The sequence below is a fragment of the Ilumatobacter sp. genome, assembly GCF_041688325.1.
In the GTDB taxonomy this organism is placed as follows: Bacteria; Actinomycetota; Acidimicrobiia; order Acidimicrobiales; family Ilumatobacteraceae; genus Ilumatobacter_A.
The window spans coordinates 1-18123 of the sequence record NZ_JBDNIJ010000389.1; the positions used below are offsets into that span (position 1 = coordinate 1).

Here is an 18123-nt window from a genome sequence, read left to right on the forward strand (position 1 = left end):
AACGACGACAACAAGTTCGGGACGACCTTCGACATGCTCTGGGACGAGTCGTTCATCTCGTGGCAGGCAATCGGGGTCAGCTCGCAGCCCGCAGCAGTGCTGCTCACAGCCGACGGCACACCGATCACCGGCTGGATCGGCGCGTTTCCCGAAGACGAAGTTTTGCGCCTCGCCGCCGAGAACCCGGCGAGCTGACTATTACCCGACGAGCTGACGCTCAGTCCCAGTCGACTCGGACGTGTGCGAGTGCGTCGCGAAGCGCCGTGGCGAGGTCGCGGTCGCGCGGGCTGCGGAGGTCGGCTTGTTCGAGCTGTGGGATGTCGGGCAGTTCGGTGCCGGGCTGCAAACGCAGCACCGACTTCAGCGGATCCTCGAACACCGAGGGCGGACGCGGTGCTGGTTCGTCGTCGATGTCGCGAACGATCGACAGATGGCGGCGCGTGCCGCGTACCGCGTCAGGTTCAAGATCGTCATCTTCGTCGTCATCTTCGTCTTCGTCATCACGGCGACGGCGGCGCTCGCTGTCACTGTCACTGTCACTGTCGCTGTTGTTGCGCCACACGTCGAGCAGTTCGGGTTCGATCAGGAACTCGTTGCTCAGCGTGTACAGCGCGGCGACGACGTGCTTGCAGGCGTGTCCACCCCAGTTGTCGTCGTCAGGGCAGGAACATGAGCAGGTCAGGTCGCGACGCAACGGCATCCCGCTCCCGGGGAGCACCTCGATCGACGCCACGTAGGGCATCGACCGTGAGCCCTGGATCTCGCAGGTCACGATGCCGGGCTCGATGATGATGTCGAGGACCGAACCGTCGTTGGCGTACTGCTTACCCTTGCGATGACGCGATGGGTCACTTAACTCGGCGGCGAGCACCTTGACCATGGTTGCGGGAAGGCGCCCAGGCTGTGTGGAGCCGAAGGGTTTACGAGGGCGAGTCATTTCAGCCGTCCTGCTCGAGCACGACAAGGTCGCGCAAGTCGCTGGTCGAAAGTTCGGAGAGCCACGCTTCGCCGGTGCCGACGACGGCGTCGGCGAGCTTGCGTTTGTCGTCGATCACCTGACCGATGCGTTCTTCAACCGTGCCTTCACAGACGAGCTTGTGGACATTGACAGTGCGCTCCTGCCCGAGCCGCCATGCGCGATCGGTGGCTTGATCTTCGACGGCCGGGTTCCACCAGCGGTCGTAGTGGATCACCTGCGATGCAGCGGTGAGGTTGAGGCCGGTGCCGCCCGCTTTCAGCGAGATGAGCAGCAACGGTGGGCCGCTGCCGTCCTGGAATTCGTCGACCATCGAGTCGCGTCGTGTGCGGGTGACGCCGCCATGGAGGAAGGGCGCGTCGAACCCGAACTGCTCAGACACGTGCTGTCGGAGGAGTTCGCCCATCTCGCGGAACTGGGTGAAGACCAGGGCTCGCTCGCCCTGGTCGAGCAAGTCGGTGACGAGTTCGTCAAAACGAGTGAGCTTGCCCGACCTGCCGGCCAATCGGGATCCATCCTTCAATGCGTGAGCAGGATGATTGCAGACCTGCTTGAGACGCATCAGCGCAGCGAGGACGAGGCCTCGCCGCTTCATGCCGCTCTCTTGCTCGGCATCGTGGAGGAGTTGGTCGACAATTTTTTGGTAGAGCGTTGCCTGCTCCCTGGTCAGCTTGGCGTACGCGATCTGTTCGATCTTGTCGGGCAGATCGGGCAGGAGCCGCTTGTCGGCCTTGGTGCGGCGGAGAATGAACGGCTGCGTCATCCGGCGGAGTCGTGCCGCGGCTTCAAGATCGTGGTGGCGTTCGATTGGCGTGCCGAACTTGTCACGGAACTTGGTGAGGCTGCCGAGCAACCCGGGGTTGACCGCATCGAGGATCGCCCACAGCTCGCTCAATCGGTTCTCGACCGGTGTGCCGGTGAGGGCCAGCTTCTGTTCGGCGTTGAGCAGCCGGACCGCCTTGGCTGCCTTGGTGTTCGGGTTCTTCACCATTTGCGCCTCGTCGAGCACGACCGTCGACCACTTGACGCTGCCGAGGTGTTCGAGGTCACGAGGGAGCAAGCCGTAGGTGGTGATCACGAGCTGGCGTTCCGGGTTGGTGACGAAGAGTTCGGAGTCAGGGGTCGCGAGCGCTTTGCTGCGCGTGGCACCGTGATGGATGACGACATCGAGCTTGGGGGTGAAGCGCTCCGACTCGCGTTTCCAGTTGCGTACGACGCTCAGCGGACAGATGACGAGGTGCGGCCCTGGACGTTCGAGGAGATGCGCCAGCGTGGTTGCGGTCTTGCCGAGCCCCATGTCGTCAGCCAGTACCCCGCCGAGCCCGAGTTTGGCGAGGAACTGCAGCCACGACAAGCCACGTCGTTGATAGTGACGCAGTTCGCCGACGAACTCCGGTGACTCCTGGGTCTCTTCGAGTTCTTCGTCAGGGAGGCCGGCCAGCAGTTCACGGACCCAATCGGCTGCGAGCCGATCGCGCGCGACGGTGCCGTCAGCGTCGTACGGGTCGGCCGCATCGCCCTGGCCGGGTGCATCGTGGACGAAAATGAGCGGGTTCTCGTCGGTGCTGCCCTCGTCGTTGGCGAGCCGCATCAGTTCGAGTGGCTTGACCCTGCTGTGGTTGGTCTTGAGATCAGTGAGCTGCTCACGCTTGCGACGGAGCTCGGCGGCGTCGATGCGCACCCAGCGCTGCCCGGTGTGGAGCAAGGTGGCGCCGGCCTCTTCGGCACGGGCGATCTCGGCGTCGGAAATTTCTTCGTCGCCGATCACCAACTTCCACTTGACGAGTGCGTCCTTGCCGAACTGCTTCGTACGGTCATCAGGCGGCGACGGCGTGGCTTCGCCGCTGACGTTGACGCGTGTTCGCACCAGCCGCTCGGGGCCGATGAGTTCGACGCCGAGCTGGTCGAGTTGTTGCGGCGCGAGGTCGATGAAGTCTTCGGCAACATCGAGTTCGAGCTCGACGCTGGTCGGCTCGTGTTGGAGCGCGAGGTCGGCGAGGCCAGGTACGCCACCAATGCGACTGACGACCTCGCCGAGCATTTCAGCCAGGTTGTCCAGGTGCTCTTCGCCGCGGGCCATATCGACAGCGACTTGATTGCGTTCCCACACGTCATTCGCCGAGCACCACCGAGCGCTGTCGGTGTCATCGACGAGTTCGAGCCGGACCACCCACGGGTCGAGGGGGTCGTCGGCGATCATCAGGCGAAGACGAGGGACCAACACCGGTTCGCCGTTGAGGCGCCGACGGTGGCGGTCGAGGTCGTCGCGCAGGTGTTGGATGGCGATCTCGTACTCACCCGAAGTGCCGCGCATCACGTGGTCGGGCTTCGACAGTGCACCGAACAGCGATCGCAATGCCTGTGCGGCAGGCTTGCGCTGACGCCCGAGGTTGGCCTTCCATCCGCTCTGGTGGAGGAACGATCGGGCGATGCCGTCGACGAGTTGGTTGTAGATCCGGGTGGAGTTCACGCCGGAACCTGCCACGCAGATATCGGGCATCGATGTGTCGAGCGCCGCGAGTATTGCTTCGATCGGTTCGTCGGTGACGGCCGCCCAGCGCCCGACGATGAATGGGCCCTCGTTGACGATCGACGGCACGATTCGGTTGGACGACACGGTGTACCGAGCGAGTTCGGCGAGGCGCGCGAACCAGGCAAGCGAGTCGGACAGGAACTCCGATGCTGGCAGTTCGCTGAGCCAGACCGCGGTCCCGATCGAGTCGAGCTGGACGGACGATGCGTGCATCGTGTGATGGCTCGGGACATCGATTGTTACCCGACCGATCGCGCCGTACGAGATGGGGGAATCGTGCCAGCCGGTGCGCCGGCCGTCGTCGCCAATTTGGCGGAATCCGGAGTACAGCCAGGCCATCGATGCGGTGTCGACACCATTCCAACCCCACACGTGCAGTGCACCGGATCGCCACGTGCCTTGGGCAACGTAAGGCGGGCGGTACCGGGACATCAGATTAACGATACCGAGCCGTTGTCACAGGCGGGGTGTGGAGCGAATGTGCTCGTGGGCCGCACGTCACGTTGCGCGTTGGCCGTGGTCGAGTTCGCGACTCAAATGGAGCCGCTGCTGACGGAGAAAATGACAGAGAAAATGACGGAGAAAATGACGGAAAAGATGATGGAAAAGATGACGGAAACCCCTCGGTGTCAACGCCCTGCGGGCAGCGTCGTAGTCTGGAGCTGTGTTCATGACTGTGGAGGTGCCGTACCTGGCGTTCATGGACGGGCCGTTGCCGTCGACGAGTGCCTTGCGTTGGCGGCTCGATCGGATGATCGACTGGGCTCAATCTTGATAGGATGAGACTCAACATTGTTGACGGACTAAGACGAAGCACAGGAAGTGGGCGGACACGACATGGTATTTGACCCGAAGAAATGGACCATCAAGACCCAGGAGGCGTTCTCTGCAGCGATCGACCAGGCCAAGAGCCTGTCCAACCCTGAGCTGACCACTGACCACGTGCTGGGTGCCATGATGCGCCAGGACGGGACGATCATTCCGGCGGTACTCGCCAAGCTCGGCCAGGCACCCCTGATGGTGCGCAACAAGCTCGACGAGCGTGTCCAGAACCTCCCCAAGGCCTACGGCGGCGACGAGCCGCGGATGAGCAAGGAGCTGACCAACACGGTCAACAACGCCGAGAAGTACCAGAAAGACCTCGGCGACGACTTCTTGTCGGTTGAGCACCTGTTGCTCGCGATGAATGACCGCCTCGACATCGGCTCCGAAGAACTGTTGGTCGCGTTGAAAGATGTGCGCGGTTCGCATCGCATTACCGATCAGAACCCTGAAGAGAAGTTCGGGGCCCTCGAGAAGTACGGCCAGGACCTGACCGCCCGTGCCCGAGACGGCAAGATCGACCCTGTTATTGGCCGCGACGACGAGATCCGCCGAGCCATTCAGGTGCTGTCTCGTCGATCGAAGAATAACCCGGTGCTCATTGGTGAGCCGGGTGTCGGCAAGACAGCGATCGTCGAAGGTCTCGCCGCGCGTATCGCTGATGGTGACGTTCCCGAAGGTCTCAAGAACAAGCGGCTGATCGCACTCGACATTGGCGCGATGCTCGCCGGAGCGAAGTACCGCGGTGAGTTCGAAGAGCGCTTGAAGGCCGTCTTAAAAGAGATCATCGACGCTGACGGTCAAGTCATCACGTTCGTCGACGAACTTCATACGATCGTCGGAGCGGGCGGTGCCGAGGGCGCCATGGATGCCGGCAACATGATTAAGCCGATGCTGGCGCGCGGTGAGCTCAGGATGATCGGTGCCACCACGCTCGATGAGTACCGCAAGTACGTCGAGAAAGATCCCGCGCTCGAGCGCCGCTTCCAACAGGTGTACGTGGGTGAGCCGTCGGTCGATGACACGATCGGGATCCTGCGCGGCCTCAAGGAGCGGTACGAAGTGCACCACGGCGTACGCATCCAGGACTCAGCGCTGATCAGCGCTGCGGTGCTGTCTGACCGCTACATCACGTCGCGCTTCCTGCCCGACAAAGCAATCGACCTGATGGACGAGGCAGCATCGAAGCTGCGTATCGAGATCGACTCGCTGCCGACCGAGATCGACGTGGTGCAGCGCCGCATCCTGCAGTTGGAGATCGAACAGGTCGCGCTCGAAAAAGAGAGCGACAAGCTGTCGGCGGAACGGCTCGATGTCTTGCACGACGAGCTCGCTCAGCTCAATGTCTCCAATACGGAAATGAGAGAGCACTGGGAGCAGGAAAAGCAGGCGATCAGCGCGATCCGCTCCCTGAAAGAGGAACTGGAAGGTCTCCGTACACAGGTTGAGCGTGAGTCTGACCTCGAACTTGCTGCCGAGATCAGGTACGGCCGCATCCCCGAGCTCGAGCGGCGTATCGAAGACGCCACCACGCACCTTCATCAGTTGCAAGAAACCAAGGCGATGCTCAAGGAAGAGGTTGATGCCGAAGACATCGCCGAGGTCGTCGGCAAGGCAACCGGTATCCCGATGAGTCGTCTGATGGAGTCCGAGACGCACAAACTGGTCAACCTTGAGGGGCTACTCAACAAGCGGGTCATTGGTCAGGACGACGCCGTGACGAAGGTCGCCAACGCGGTCCGCCGCAGCCGCGCCGGGCTGAGCGACCCGAACCGGCCAATCGGTTCGTTCATGTTCCTCGGCCCGACCGGTGTCGGCAAGACCGAGTTGGCCCGAGCGCTCGCTGAGTTCCTCTTCGACGACGAGAAGTCGATGGTGCGTATCGACATGAGTGAGTACCTGGAGAAGTTCTCTGTGTCTCGCCTGATCGGCGCGCCCCCGGGATACGTCGGTTACGACGAGGGCGGGCAGCTCACCGAAGCGGTCCGCCGCCGGCCGTATTCGGTCGTGCTGCTCGACGAAATCGAGAAGGCACACCCTGATGTGTTCAATACGTTGCTCCAGTTGCTCGATGACGGTCGGCTGACCGACGGACAGGGGCGCACCGTCAATTTCACGAACGTCGTGTTGATCATGACATCGAATCTCCCCGGCGACCCGCTCGACTTCTTCAAGCCGGAGTTCATCAACCGGGTCGACGACATCATCCGGTTCCGCTCGCTGTCAGAAGAGGATCTGTACGCCATCGTCAAAGTGCAGCTCGAACTGCTCCGCAAGCGGCTCGATGCGAAACGAATCGCACTCGACATCGACGACGCAGCCATGGCTCAACTCGCGCGCGACGGCTACGACCCGTCGTTCGGCGCTCGTCCGTTGAAGCGGATCATTCAGCGTGAGATCGCTGACCCGGCCGCGATACTGATCCTCGACGGCGGCGTCCCAGAAGGCGGGCGGATCACCGTTCGGCCCGGAACTGAAGAACATCCAAGGCTCATTGTTGGCGCTGCAGAACGATGACTTGAACGGTGACTTGAACGGCGACTTGAACGGTGACTTGAACGGATGACTTGAGGGAACCTCGGGTTTCCATCCTCGGGTTCCTGCTTTTTCGGGCCCCGGTCCGGACTCGCCCGGCGACAATCAACTGCGTGCAGAGAGCAATGAGAGCCTGAATGTCGCTGGCTGGAGCTTGACGAGTTCCAGGCGGCCTCCGTCAGCCTCTGCGAGTCGACGCGCCAGCGAGAGCCCACGGCCGTGTGCCGCGTGGTGGTCGATGGGCCGGTCGAAGAGCGTGGCTGCCTTCGATTGGTCGATGCCGGTCCCCTCGTCTTCGATCAACACGCTCGTTTCGCTGACCAGCAGCGCCAGGGTGCCTCGGCCATGACGCAGCGAGTTCTCGATCAGGACGTTGAGAATCTGTCCGATGAGCCCAGGGGTGCCGATCACCGGGTGAACGATGCCGGTCGAGACGACGATCTGGCGTCGCTTCTTGGCGAACTGATCCTGCCAGTCGGTCACGTGATGGTCCACGAGTGCCGTGAGGTCGAGTTCGGTCCGTTCGCCGGTGGTGCCCCTGCGTGCCACACGCAGCAACTCGTCGAGCGTCGTGTTGAGCTCGTGGATTTGGCTGAGCGTTGTGGCCGCCTCATGAGCCACTTCGGGATCGTGGTGGCGCTCAAGGATCTCGAGTCGCATGGCGACCCCGGTGAGGCCGGTCCGCAGCTGATGCGTGGCATCGGCGGTGAACCCTCGTTCCGATTCAAGCATACGTTCGACTCGGTTTCCGCTGAGCCGAATCGCACGCGAGATACCGTCGATCTCTGCAATCCCGGATGGTGACGGTGGCGTGGCGGTGAAGTCGCCATCACCGAGCCGTGTGGCTGATCGGGCGAGACGTTCGAGCGGTCTGGCGAGCTGTCGGGCTTGGACGAATGCGAGTGCGGCGGCTGCAGCGACGGCGAAGAGCGCAACGACAAGCAGCCGCACCAATTGGTCGATGAAGCGCCGGTTGATTTCATCGTTACTCGAGAACACCTCGACCTGTGTTCCGTTCGGCCCGTCGATGCTCGATCGGTACGGGGAGCCAATGCCGTCCACATTTTGTTCGGCAATGACCTCGCCGTTCGCACTGAGGACGCGCACGCCGTCACCCTCGGCGACCAGCGCGTCGGTGACGGTCAAGTCAACGGGTCCCCCTGCTGCAAGATCCTCAGCAAGTGCCGCCGCAACAGTCGTGGCTTCCTGCATCTTCTGGGCAGTGAGCTCGTTCGTCGCGGCTTCGCGCAACATGAGAGTGACCGGTACGGTCAAGATCAGCAGAACGATCGAGACAACAAGGATCGTCGACAGAACGAGTCGGCGTCGCACGGGTCAGGGTGTGAAGCGGAAGCCGACGCCGCGCACGGTGATGATCTTCGACGGAGGATCGGTGTCGTCGTGAATCTTGCGCCGCAGCGTCGAAATGTGGGTGTCGAGCGTTCGGGTCGAGCCCCACCAGTTCTCGTCCCAAACCTTGGCCATGATCTCCTCGCGCTTGAGGGTCACTTCGGGTTGCTGCATGAGGAGAACGAGCAGGTCGAATTCTTTTGCCGTCAACTCGACTTCGCCGCTTTTTCCAGCGTTATCGATCACGCTACATCGACGCGCCGTCGTGTCGAGGATGATGCCGGCACCAAGCAGCTTGGGCGGTACGGGAACCGACGCCGTCTGTTCAGAGATGCGCAGGCGAGCCCGGATTCGGGCCACGAGTTCGGCGAGTCGGAAAGGCTTGGCCACGTAGTCGTCAGCACCGGCGTTGAGCCCGACGATGACGTCCATTTCCTCTGCGCGAGCCGTCAGCATGATGATCGGGAGGTCCGGATACTTGGCCCGGATTTTGCGGCAAACATCGAGGCCATCGATGTCGGGCAAGGTCAGATCGAGGAGCAGTAGATCGGGTTGCGCCTCGTCGATTGCCAGCAACGCCGGGTGACCGGCGGCGACGTGAACGACGTCGAAAGATTCTGATCGCAAGACGCGGACCAGCGGCTCGCTGATTCGTTCGTCGTCTTCGACGAGCAAGACCGTGGCCATGACGGCATCAGCGTACGCGCCCCACCGTCAGCGCACGTGTATGCCGCAGCGCAGCCTTCCGACTCTTCGGACCCTTCCGCCTCTCCTGATTTCAGGCCACTTCAAGTGTTGCGAAGGTGCAGCGCGTTCGCGTGGGCAGGGAAGCCCTCGTGATCGGCCAGCGCGATGACGTTTGAGGCCATGCGCCGGATTGCGGTTCCGTTGGAGCGAGCAATTGCGGTCCGCTTCAAGAACGCATTGGCGGTGATACCTGACGCCACGTGCGCAAAGCCGCTCGTCGGTAGCGATGCGGGGCAGCCGAGGATGAAGTTGGCAGCGCTGAACGGGGTGTCTTGACCGATCAGAATTTCGCCGGCATTCACCAAACCGTCGACAACACGGTCGATGTCGGCGTCGGCGACAGCAACCTGGAGGTGTTCGGCGGCGTATTCATTGGCCACAGCGATGGCGGTGTCGAGATCGTCGACAAGAACGCATCCACCGTTCGGCCCGAGCGAGGCGCGGCATGCTGTGGCGCGTACCTCGGGCAGGGCGGCGAGCTGGCGGTCGAGTTCGGTGTCGGTGGCGTCAGCGAGAGCGGCCGAAGTGGTCAGGAGAACGACGGAACTGTCGGTGCCGTGTTCCGCCTCGATCAGCAGGTCCGCCGCGAGGCGGACCGGGTCGGCCGTTTCATCGGCGATGACGAGGCTCTCGGTGGGGCCGAGCAGCATCATGGTCGATGTGCCGAACCGTTGCATCTCGACCTGGGCGATCGTGACGGCGGGCGAACCGGGCCCGACGATCTTGACGACCTTGTCGATCGACTCGGTGCCGAAACCGAGTGCTGCGATGCCCGCCGGGCCATTGACGCGGAACACATTCTCGATGCCAAGCTTGCGGCAAACGACCAGGACAGCCGGGTCGATCTCGCCTGATCCACCGGGAACAGGCGGAACGACGAGCGACACCTTGGGGACGCCGGCGACGACTGCTGGAACGGCGAGTTGATACGCAACGCTCGGATAGCTCGCCTTGCCGGACGGTGTGAACAGACCGACGGAACTAATCGGCGTGATCTTCTCGCCGACGGTCAGACCTGGTTCGCTCTCGACGCTCCAGTCGCGAGACTGCTGCATCTGTGCTTCGTTGAAGGTGCGCAGGTGGATGATTGCGTCGTCGATGGCCTCGTCAACGGCGTCAGACACGACTGCCTGCTCGAACTCGGCCGTGCTGACTCGGAGTTGGTCAGGGGTGAGCGCTATTCCATCGAACTTGGCCAGTGCATCACAGACCGCCGCGTCGCCGCGACGGCGAACGTCTTCGAGAATGATGCCGATCGAAGTTCGCAATTCTGGGTCGAAGATGTCGTCGATACCGCGGTGCATCAGGGCGGCCCGAGCATCGCTGCCCATCTCGTTCCACACCTGGCGTCGCATTACGGTCATGTCACCAAGATTACCGTCGAGCCCTTCGACTGGCGCTGCGGGATCGGGCGAAGGAGCAGGTGTGTGAGCAGGTGGGGGATCATCGGTGTTGCATCGGCTTGACAAAAAGCACGCCGGAGAATCGAACGGATGACTGAGGTCGCACCGCCTGGCAGTAGTGTCACATCACGTTCCATTCGCCACTTTCGCTCGGCACGTCGAGCGGTGGTCGGATTCCTCTCACACCCTGCGAAGGGGAGCGTCAATGCCAGTTACGGTCGTTATCGGAGCCCAATGGGGCGACGAAGGTAAAGCCAAAGTCATCGACCTCTTGTCGAAAGAGCACACCTATGTCGTGCGCTACCAGGGCGGCCACAACGCGGGCCATACCGTGGTGGTTGACGGCGAGAAGTACGCCTTGCAGCTTGTGCCCTCCGGCATCTTGTATCCGCATGTGATCCCGGTGATCGGCAACGGTGTTGTTGTCGACATGCCGACGCTCTTCAACGAGGTCGACATGCTCGAGTCGCGGGGCAACTCCTGCTCCGACCTCAAGGTCTCCACCCGGGCGCACCTCATTTTCCCGTGGCACCAGAGCCACGACGCGATCTCCGAGGCAATGCGCGGCGACGACAAGCTCGGCACCACGTTGCGCGGTATCGGCCCGGCGTACGCCGACAAGATGCGCCGCGTCGGCATCCGTGCCGGCGACGCACGTGACCCCGAACGTTTTGCTCGACTGATCCGCGAACGCGCAACGGTCGAGAACAAGTTGATCAGCGAGGCCGGCGGCGACGAACTTGACGTCGAGGACATGGTCGAGCGCTTCTCGACGTACGGCGCACGTCTCGTGCCGTATCTTTCCGACACGATCAGCTTGCTACACAACGCGCTGGCCGAAGATGCCCACATCCTGCTCGAAGGCGCGCAAGCGACCTTCCTCGACCTCGATCACGGCACGTATCCCTACGTGACGTCATCGAACCCGACAGCTGGCGGCGCTTCGGTCGGCTCGGGCTTGGGCCCACGCGACCTCAGCCGGATCGTTGGGATCACCAAGGCGTACACCACGCGTGTGGGTGCCGGCCCGTTCGTCACCGAGTTGTTCGACGACGACGGCAAGATGCTCTCCGAAGTCGGTCGCGAATTTGGCACGGTCACAGGTCGTGCTCGTCGTTGCGGATGGCTCGACTGCGTGATGTTGCGCCACGCGGTGCGACTCAACTCGCTCACCGAATTGTCGCTCACGAAGCTCGACATCCTCGACGGTTTTGACACGGTGAAGATCTGCACCGGTTACACGCTCGATGGCGAACCGGTCACCGATTACCCGGACCAGTACGACGTGCTCGAACGGATTGAGCCGGTGTACGAAGAGCTGCCCGGCTGGAAGACACCGATCAACGAGATGCGCGAACCGGGTGACCTGCCAGCCGAGGCCAAGGCGTTCATCGCTGTCGTCGAACGCGAAGTCGGCGTTCGCATCAACGTGGTCGGCGTCGGCGCCGAACGCGGCGACTACCTCATTTGGGAAACGCCGGGTACCGCTTCATGATCCCGCGCTACTCCACTCCGGAGATGGATGCTGTTTGGTCTGATACGGCCAAATTCGCGCGCTGGCTTGAGGTTGAACTGCTGGCCACTGAAGGGCATGCCGCAATTGGTGTCGTTCCGCAGGAGGCTGCTCAGATTTGTCGGGCCAATGCTCCGGTGGCCGACGACGCATTCCTGGCAAAAATCCTCGATCGTGAGGCGATTACCGACCATGACGTCGCGGCGTTCGTCGATGTCACGCAGGACGCGATCAACGACCCGGCAGGATCCTGGATCCACTACGGCCTCACATCCTCCGATGTCGGTGACACTGCGCTGTGCTGGGCAATGCGTGATGCCGCTGATCTGATGATCGAGGCGTCGACCGAGCTACTCGCCACGTTGATCGAGATGGCGCGCGAGCACCGCGACACGGTGATGATTGGTCGTACCCACGGCATCCACGCCGAGCCAACAACCTTCGGCGCCAAAGTCGCCCTCTGGGCCCTGCAGGTCGAGCGTGATCGCGAACGTCTGCGTACTGCCCGCGACACGGTTGCAGTCATGAAGCTGAGCGGAGCCGTTGGGACCTACTCCAACATCCCGCCTGCGGTCGAACAATTCGTTGGAGATGCGCTCCATCTGAAGCCAGTTCCTGCGACTCAGGTCGTCGCCCGTGACCGTCACGCCGAGTTCCTGTATGCCTGTTCGTCGGTAGCTGCGACCTGCGAATTGATGGCCGTCGAACTCCGTCATCTGCAGCGGACCGAGGTCCGCGAAGTGCAAGAAGGCTTCAAACCGGGGCAGAAGGGATCGTCGGCAATGCCACACAAGCGGAATCCGATTTCCGCTGAAACAATCTCCGGATTAGCGCGTGTCGTTCGCTCGAACCTTCTCGCTGGTTTGCAAGACATTGCGCTCTGGCATGAGCGCGATATCTCCCACTCGTCGGTCGAGCGCGTGATTCTCCCGGATTCGTCGCAACTCGCCTACTACATGATGCGGCGATTGCGTCGTCTGCTCTCGGGGCTTGTCGTCATGCCTGAGCGGATGCAGGCAAACCTCGATGCCAGCTACGGGCTGGTGTTTAGCCAGCCGGTGCTGCTGTCGCTCGTGCAGGCGGGCAAGACCCGCGACGAGGCGTACCGGATCGTGCAGCGCAATGCGATGCAGGCGTGGGACGATGGCGTCGACTTCAGGTCATTGCTCGAAGCCGACGATGACGTCGACAACTCAATGCTTGACGACGCGTTCGACTTGCGTCGTTCGTTGTCGAACCTCGGCCGCGTCTTTGAAGCGGTCGACGCGATCCAGATCTGAATCGAGGAGTCAGTCGCCCTTGGAAATACCGGCGGCCTTGAGGACGCTTGCCTCGACACCAACGTCACGCCACGACTGGTATGAGATCTGCTTGCTCCGGCTATAGCTTTTGGCCACGGTGACGAACTTTGCTGCGAGCCGCTCCATGTCGATCGTGTCGGACATCGATTCTAATTCGGACCGCAGGTCACGGCGTTCTTGAACCAAAAGTAGCTCGTCGAGAGGCGATGCTGATTCCAGCTCAGTATCGATTGTTTCGAGCCGAGTAGTCACTGTTTCAGCAGTCCGTTTGCGGCCACGCTTTGGCTTTGTTGCTCGCAGGCCTTCGAGATACTCGCGGACGACTCGACCTTCGACCCGGCCCTTTGCGAGCGCTGCCTTGTGTTCGTTGGACATTGGTGTTTTCGGACCACGCTTTGCTGCCATGGCCAGCACCCTATTCGACTCTGACGATTGAACCAATCGGTTCATACTGGTTTATGGGGATATTCGAATAGGTTGCTCAGAATGTTCGAACTTTCTCCGCATGGCACCGATGTCTTCGTCGGGACGGGCCCGCAGTATCCGTGGGGCGGCTTGTACGGCGGTCAGATTGTCGCGCAAGCGTTGCGTGCAGCGACCCTGACGGTTGAGTCCGACCTGGAACCGCATTCCATTCGCGCCTACTTCATCCGTCCTGGTGACGCCACTGAACCCGTCCGGTACGAAGTCGATCGGATCAGGAACGGGCGCAGTTTCTCGACCCGCCGAGTGGTCGCCAGGCAGGCAATCGGCGCAATCCTCAACGCCGAGAGTTCGTTCCAGCGGCCCGAACCTGCGGCCAGCGTGCAGTCGATTCTGATGCCGGACGTTCCGGCGGCCAACTCGTTGGAGGCGTCATCGTGGACGGAGACCTTCGATCGAGTCGTGGTGCCGGCCAAGGCAGTGCAGGGCCCGAGCCGCGACGGCGCTGGGCGCACGGTCGTGTGGATGAAGGTGAACCACGAACTCGGAGACCCCGCTGAAGCCTCGGCGCAGTTGCTGCACCGCGCATGGCTGGCATTCCTCTCGGACGACATCCCGACGGAGGCGGTGATGCATGCGCATCCGGAGGCAGCGGCTGCGATGGGCGAGGACGACCGGTTCTTTGGTGCCAGCCTCGACCACACGATCTGGTTCCACCGTCCGTTGCGCGCTGACCGCTGGCACCTGTACGACTTCACCTGCCAGCATTTCGTTGGCGGCCGCGGCCTGGCCCACGGGCACGTTTTCACTCCCGATGGCACGCACGTTGCAACCGTGACGCAAGAGGTCCTGCTGCGCGATCGTGCGGCCAAGCCATGACCGAGTCGCGGCACCGCCCGGCAGCGATTTTCTTCGTCGGGGCGGACTCACAGGTAAGTTCGGACAGCGATGAGTGATGCTGCGCTTCCCGACCTCTCGCCGACGCTCGATCGGCTGCGCGACCATGTGCTGGAGCACTCGGTCAAGACTGGTGACTTCACCCTGAAGTCGGGGGCCAAGAGCACCTGGTTCCTCGACACCAAACAAACGGCGTGTCGCGCCGACGGCATCATCGCCGTGACCGATGCACTCATCGAAGTGTTCGGCGCCGATTTCGATGGCATCGATGCCATCGGCGGTTTGACGATGGGTGGCGACCCTGTGGCCTACGGCGTGCAGGCAGTCGCCGCGACTCGCGGGCACACGCTGCGCAGCTTCAGTGTTCGCAAGGAAGCCAAGCAGGGCGGCATCACCGGTCGTATTGCTGGCGCGCTGCAGCCCGGCGACAGGGTGCTGGTCACCGAAGACACGACAACTCGTGGCACGTCGCTGATCGAAGCTGCCGATCAGATCGCGGCGTTCGGAGCAATCCCAGTCTTCATGACCGTCATCGTTGATCGTGGCGGCACGTGTGCGGCTATGGCTGCCGGCAAGAACATCGACTACCGGCCGCTCCTCACTGCGCCGGACCTCGGTTTCGGTTTCGGCACCTGAGGTCGCGCTGCGGCGCTGAGCGGTGCCGTCCGAATGAGCGACCTGACGAAGTGGCCGAGCCGTGCTGTTTGGTTTCGAACTTTCTCTCGCGAGTCAGAAGGCTGAGTGTTTTAAACAGCCTGCGCTCGATCGTGCACGGCGTGGTTTCTTGAGGGGAGTCGTGATGGAAAAGTTCTGGCGCGCCGCAGGCGTGCAGCTTGGCAAGCAGTGGAAGATCGTGATCGCTGCGGTCGTCGTGATCACCGCGGTGTTGGCACTCGGTGCCCGTTAGATCGAGTTCGCGACCGGCCAGGACAGTTACCTCAACCCTGACTCGCAGACCGCAATCGACAATGTCGAGTTCCAGGACAACTTCGGCGGCGAGACCGTCATCTTGCTCTTCACCGCACAGGCCGGCGCCGAAGTCGATGTCAGTGATTTACTGAAGGGCAACAACCTTGCCGAGTTCCAGCGGATCAACGCGGCTCTGGCAGAGATTCCTGAGGTGTTCTCCGTCGTCACACCGCTCACCTCAGCCACGTTCAGTTCCGAACTTGTGACCTCCCAACCGGTCACCAGCGCGGTCGGCACAAACGCCCTGCTGTCGGCATTCGACCGCGATGAGGCTGGCGCCGAAGCGCGGAGCGCCGACATCTCCGTCTCGCTCGCCCGACGAGGCGCTGCTGGTGACCAGACGCTCGAGAACCCCGACTGGGTTGAACTGCTCGTGTTTGGCAACGAGGGATTCACTGCAGTAGGAGGGGCTGTCACCGCGCCGCCCGCCGAGGAGTTGAAGATCCGTAAGTCGCTTGCCTCCACGTTCCCGAACGTTGACGGTGGCCCCATCAACCAGACCGCTGTTGGCGGTGTGATTCTCGCCGGCAACGCAACGCTCGACGAGCAGAGCGCCGGCACCAAGCAGGTCGTCGAAGTTCTCGAGTCGGCGAACATCGAAGGCTTCGACCTGACGGTCACTGGCTCGCCGGTGTATCTCGCTGAGATCAACGACTACCTCAAGGGCGGCATGGTCACCCTCGGCTTGGCGGCACTCGCTGTGATGGCTGTCATCCTGTTCCTGATCTTCAAGGTGCGCTGGCGGCTGCTGCCACTGCTCGCCGTGCTCGTCGGTGTGGCGTGGTCGTTCTCGATCCTCGGCCTGATCGGTATTGACCTGTCGCTCGTCACGATCTCCGGTCTGCCGATTTTGATTGGCCTCGGTATCGACTTCGCGATCCAGATTCACAACCGAGTCGAAGAAGAAGTGGTCATCGACCAAGACGCGCACCCGATGTCAGAGACCGTAGCCAACGTTGCACCGCCTCTGATCGCAGCGACCATCGCAGGCATCCTGGCGTTCTTGGCTCTACGGATCTCCAAGGTCCCGATGATTCGAGACTTCGGCGTGCTGCTGGCAGTCGGCGTTGTCGTGTTGGTCATCGTGGGCATTGTTGTGCCGGTTTCGGCACTGGGTATCCGTGAGTGGTCCAGGCCGACGAACGTCCGACCGGTCTCGTCCGTCGAGAAGCTCGTTGTCAAGCTCGGCGGTCTCCCCACCAAGCTGGCCCCCGCATTGATCGTCGTCTCGATGGCGTTGTTCATCGGCGGGATACTCGCTGAAGGGGGCACCAAGATCGAGTCCGATTCGGTCAAGTGGATCGACCAAGGCAGCCAGACCGTTGCCGACATTGACCAACTCGAAGAGTCGACGGGGTTTGGCACCACGCTCGGCATCCTTGTCCAGGCGAACAATGTGTATGACCCCGCCGTCGTGCAGATGATTTACGACTTCACGGTCGCTGCCGAGGCACGGCCCGAGGTGGTCACCTCTTCGAGCCTCGTCAACACGATGGCCAAGATCATCTCGATCGACGGCGCCACCGAAATTGCACCGACTTCTGAGGATGTCGCCAGTGCGGGCCGAGCAGCGCAAGCTGTCGCGCCCGACATCGCACAAGCGCTCGTCAACGTCGAGGGCACGGCGACGCAGGTCAACCTGCGTCTTGCACCGAGTGGCCTCGACGAACGTGCCGTGCTCGTCAAGAGTCTCTCTGAGGATCTCGATGCGCGCATCGCTGCACTCGACCTTCCGGCCGACAGCGTGCTGCTCAACGAGTTGCCCGACAGTCAGACCGCTGTTCGAGCCACGCCTGCTGGGCTCGCCACCGTCGGCATCGGCCTGCTCGAGAACCTCTCGGCGAACCGCGCCAATCTCACCTACCTCGCGTTGATGCTTGCTGGCATCTTCCTCGTCCTCCGTTTCCGCAGTGCGACCCGGGCGCTTCTTGCGCTTGTTCCCGTCGTGTTGGCGGTCGGTGTGTCGTCGCTGTTCGTCGGTCTGCTCGGCTTCTCGTTGAGCCCCCTCACGACGGTGTCGGGCCCATTGGTCATTGCGTCATGTGCCGAGTTCTCGGTGTTGATCCTCGGTCGATATCTCGAAGAACGTCAACGGGGTCTGAGCCCGCGTGAGGCAACCGACACTGCTGCAAGCCGAACGGGTCGTGCCTTCTTCACATCGGCGATGACCACCATTGGCGGTTTTGCTGTGCTCATCGGATCAGCGCTGCCGCTGCTCCGCGACTTCGGCATCATCGTCACGCTCAACGTGGCAATCGCCCTGCTGGCCGCCCTGGTTGTCATGCCGCCCCTCGCAGTGTGGGTGGACGCGCGCGGTTGGCTGGGGACACAAGAGCAGGGCTTTGATCGGGCCGCTTCGGTGCGCATGGCCGCCAAGATCCCCGGCAAACAAACGGTCGGTGCAGCAATCGCAGTGGTGGCGCTCGCCGCTGGCATTGTCGCTGTGTATGCAACTGCCGATACGTCGTCAGGCCAGTCCAATCAGGTCGCCCATGCAGCCACCCCGCCGGCGACGACTACCCCGACTATCCCGACTACCGTCGCTCCTGCACCGACCACGACCGTCGCTGGCGCCGCGCCGAGTGGCCCGGCGATCGACCCGTCGGGATTCGGCACGGAACGACCGACCACACTTGTCGGCGGCGTGTTGTTCG

Annotated in this window: 13 protein-coding genes; 7 read left to right on the top strand and 6 right to left on the bottom strand. The window is 62.4% G+C overall.

What is annotated here, in order from left to right; translation table 11 throughout:
- Positions 1-195 (top strand): hypothetical protein (locus ACH2EI_RS19485; protein WP_395161235.1); only part of this gene is annotated, 195 nt, incomplete at its 5' end.
- 22 nt (positions 196-217) lie between these two features.
- Here ACH2EI_RS19485 and ACH2EI_RS19490 read toward each other — a convergent pair.
- Together ACH2EI_RS19490 and ACH2EI_RS19495 are read right to left on the bottom strand one after the other, a co-directional pair.
- On the bottom strand, positions 218-937 hold the full coding sequence (locus tag ACH2EI_RS19490; RefSeq protein ID WP_395161237.1) for an SWIM zinc finger family protein: 720 nt from the start codon (positions 935-937) through the stop codon (positions 218-220).
- Between the two features lies 1 nt (position 938).
- Entirely contained in the window at positions 939-3941 is a 3003-nt protein-coding gene (locus ACH2EI_RS19495; protein WP_395156956.1) for a DEAD/DEAH box helicase, read from the bottom strand.
- A 405-nt stretch (positions 3942-4346) separates the two neighbouring features.
- Between ACH2EI_RS19495 and ACH2EI_RS19500 the strand changes: the two genes are divergently transcribed.
- The gene (locus ACH2EI_RS19500; protein ID WP_395161239.1) at positions 4347-6848 is read left to right on the top strand and encodes an ATP-dependent Clp protease ATP-binding subunit; all 2502 of its coding nucleotides are present in this window, start codon (positions 4347-4349) and stop codon (positions 6846-6848) included.
- 123 nt (positions 6849-6971) lie between these two features.
- Here the strand turns inward: ACH2EI_RS19500 and ACH2EI_RS19505 are convergent, their stop codons facing one another.
- From ACH2EI_RS19505 to hisD, 3 genes are all read right to left on the bottom strand, one after another.
- Positions 6972-8198 (bottom strand): sensor histidine kinase, encoded by a 1227-nt coding sequence (locus ACH2EI_RS19505; RefSeq protein ID WP_395161241.1) that lies wholly within the window; start codon positions 8196-8198, stop codon positions 6972-6974.
- 3 nt (positions 8199-8201) lie between these two features.
- Positions 8202-8903: a response regulator transcription factor gene (locus ACH2EI_RS19510; protein WP_395156950.1), complete on the bottom strand. Its 702-nt coding sequence runs from the start codon at positions 8901-8903 to the stop codon at positions 8202-8204.
- A gap of 101 nt (positions 8904-9004) precedes the next feature.
- Entirely contained in the window at positions 9005-10327 is a 1323-nt protein-coding gene (hisD, locus tag ACH2EI_RS19515; protein WP_395156948.1) for a histidinol dehydrogenase, read from the bottom strand.
- A 244-nt stretch (positions 10328-10571) separates the two neighbouring features.
- On the opposite strand from hisD, the gene ACH2EI_RS19520 reads away from it, so the two are divergent.
- Positions 10572-11861 (top strand): adenylosuccinate synthase, encoded by a 1290-nt coding sequence (locus tag ACH2EI_RS19520; RefSeq protein WP_395156946.1) that lies wholly within the window; start codon positions 10572-10574, stop codon positions 11859-11861.
- A gap of 23 nt (positions 11862-11884) precedes the next feature.
- A complete protein-coding gene (purB, locus tag ACH2EI_RS19525) occupies positions 11885-13159 on the top strand; it encodes an adenylosuccinate lyase (RefSeq protein ID WP_395156944.1) in 1275 nt (424 codons plus the stop codon).
- A 9-nt stretch (positions 13160-13168) separates the two neighbouring features.
- Here purB and ACH2EI_RS19530 read toward each other — a convergent pair whose 3' ends face one another.
- A complete protein-coding gene (locus tag ACH2EI_RS19530; protein ID WP_395161243.1) occupies positions 13169-13585 on the bottom strand; it encodes a hypothetical protein in 417 nt (138 codons plus the stop codon).
- Positions 13586-13666: 81 nt separating this feature from the next.
- Here ACH2EI_RS19530 and ACH2EI_RS19535 point away from each other — a divergent pair, with 81 nt between their 5' ends.
- From ACH2EI_RS19535 to ACH2EI_RS19545, 3 genes are all read left to right on the top strand, one after another.
- Positions 13667-14482 (top strand): acyl-CoA thioesterase, encoded by an 816-nt coding sequence (locus ACH2EI_RS19535; protein WP_395154541.1) that lies wholly within the window; start codon positions 13667-13669, stop codon positions 14480-14482.
- A gap of 69 nt (positions 14483-14551) precedes the next feature.
- Positions 14552-15136, top strand: a complete 585-nt coding sequence (locus ACH2EI_RS19540; RefSeq protein ID WP_395154540.1) for an orotate phosphoribosyltransferase — start codon at positions 14552-14554, stop codon at positions 15134-15136.
- Between the two features lie 373 nt (positions 15137-15509).
- A partial coding sequence (locus ACH2EI_RS19545; RefSeq protein WP_395161245.1) for an RND family transporter occupies positions 15510-18123 on the top strand: 2614 nt, incomplete at its 3' end.

Coding starts and splice junctions, on each gene's coding strand:
- ACH2EI_RS19535 (WP_395154541.1), top strand. CDS start 13,667: ATGTTCGAACTTTCTCCGCATGGCACCGATGTCTTCGTCGGGACGGGC.
- hisD (WP_395156948.1), bottom strand. CDS start 10,327: ATGACCGTAATGCGACGCCAGGTGTGGAACGAGATGGGCAGCGATGCT.
- ACH2EI_RS19520 (WP_395156946.1), top strand. CDS start 10,572: ATGCCAGTTACGGTCGTTATCGGAGCCCAATGGGGCGACGAAGGTAAA.
- ACH2EI_RS19495 (WP_395156956.1), bottom strand. CDS start 3,941: ATGTCCCGGTACCGCCCGCCTTACGTTGCCCAAGGCACGTGGCGATCC.
- ACH2EI_RS19530 (WP_395161243.1), bottom strand. CDS start 13,585: ATGGCAGCAAAGCGTGGTCCGAAAACACCAATGTCCAACGAACACAAG.
- ACH2EI_RS19490 (WP_395161237.1), bottom strand. CDS start 937: ATGACTCGCCCTCGTAAACCCTTCGGCTCCACACAGCCTGGGCGCCTT.
- ACH2EI_RS19540 (WP_395154540.1), top strand. CDS start 14,552: ATGAGTGATGCTGCGCTTCCCGACCTCTCGCCGACGCTCGATCGGCTG.
- ACH2EI_RS19500 (WP_395161239.1), top strand. CDS start 4,347: ATGGTATTTGACCCGAAGAAATGGACCATCAAGACCCAGGAGGCGTTC.
- ACH2EI_RS19510 (WP_395156950.1), bottom strand. CDS start 8,903: ATGGCCACGGTCTTGCTCGTCGAAGACGACGAACGAATCAGCGAGCCG.
- purB (WP_395156944.1), top strand. CDS start 11,885: ATGGATGCTGTTTGGTCTGATACGGCCAAATTCGCGCGCTGGCTTGAG.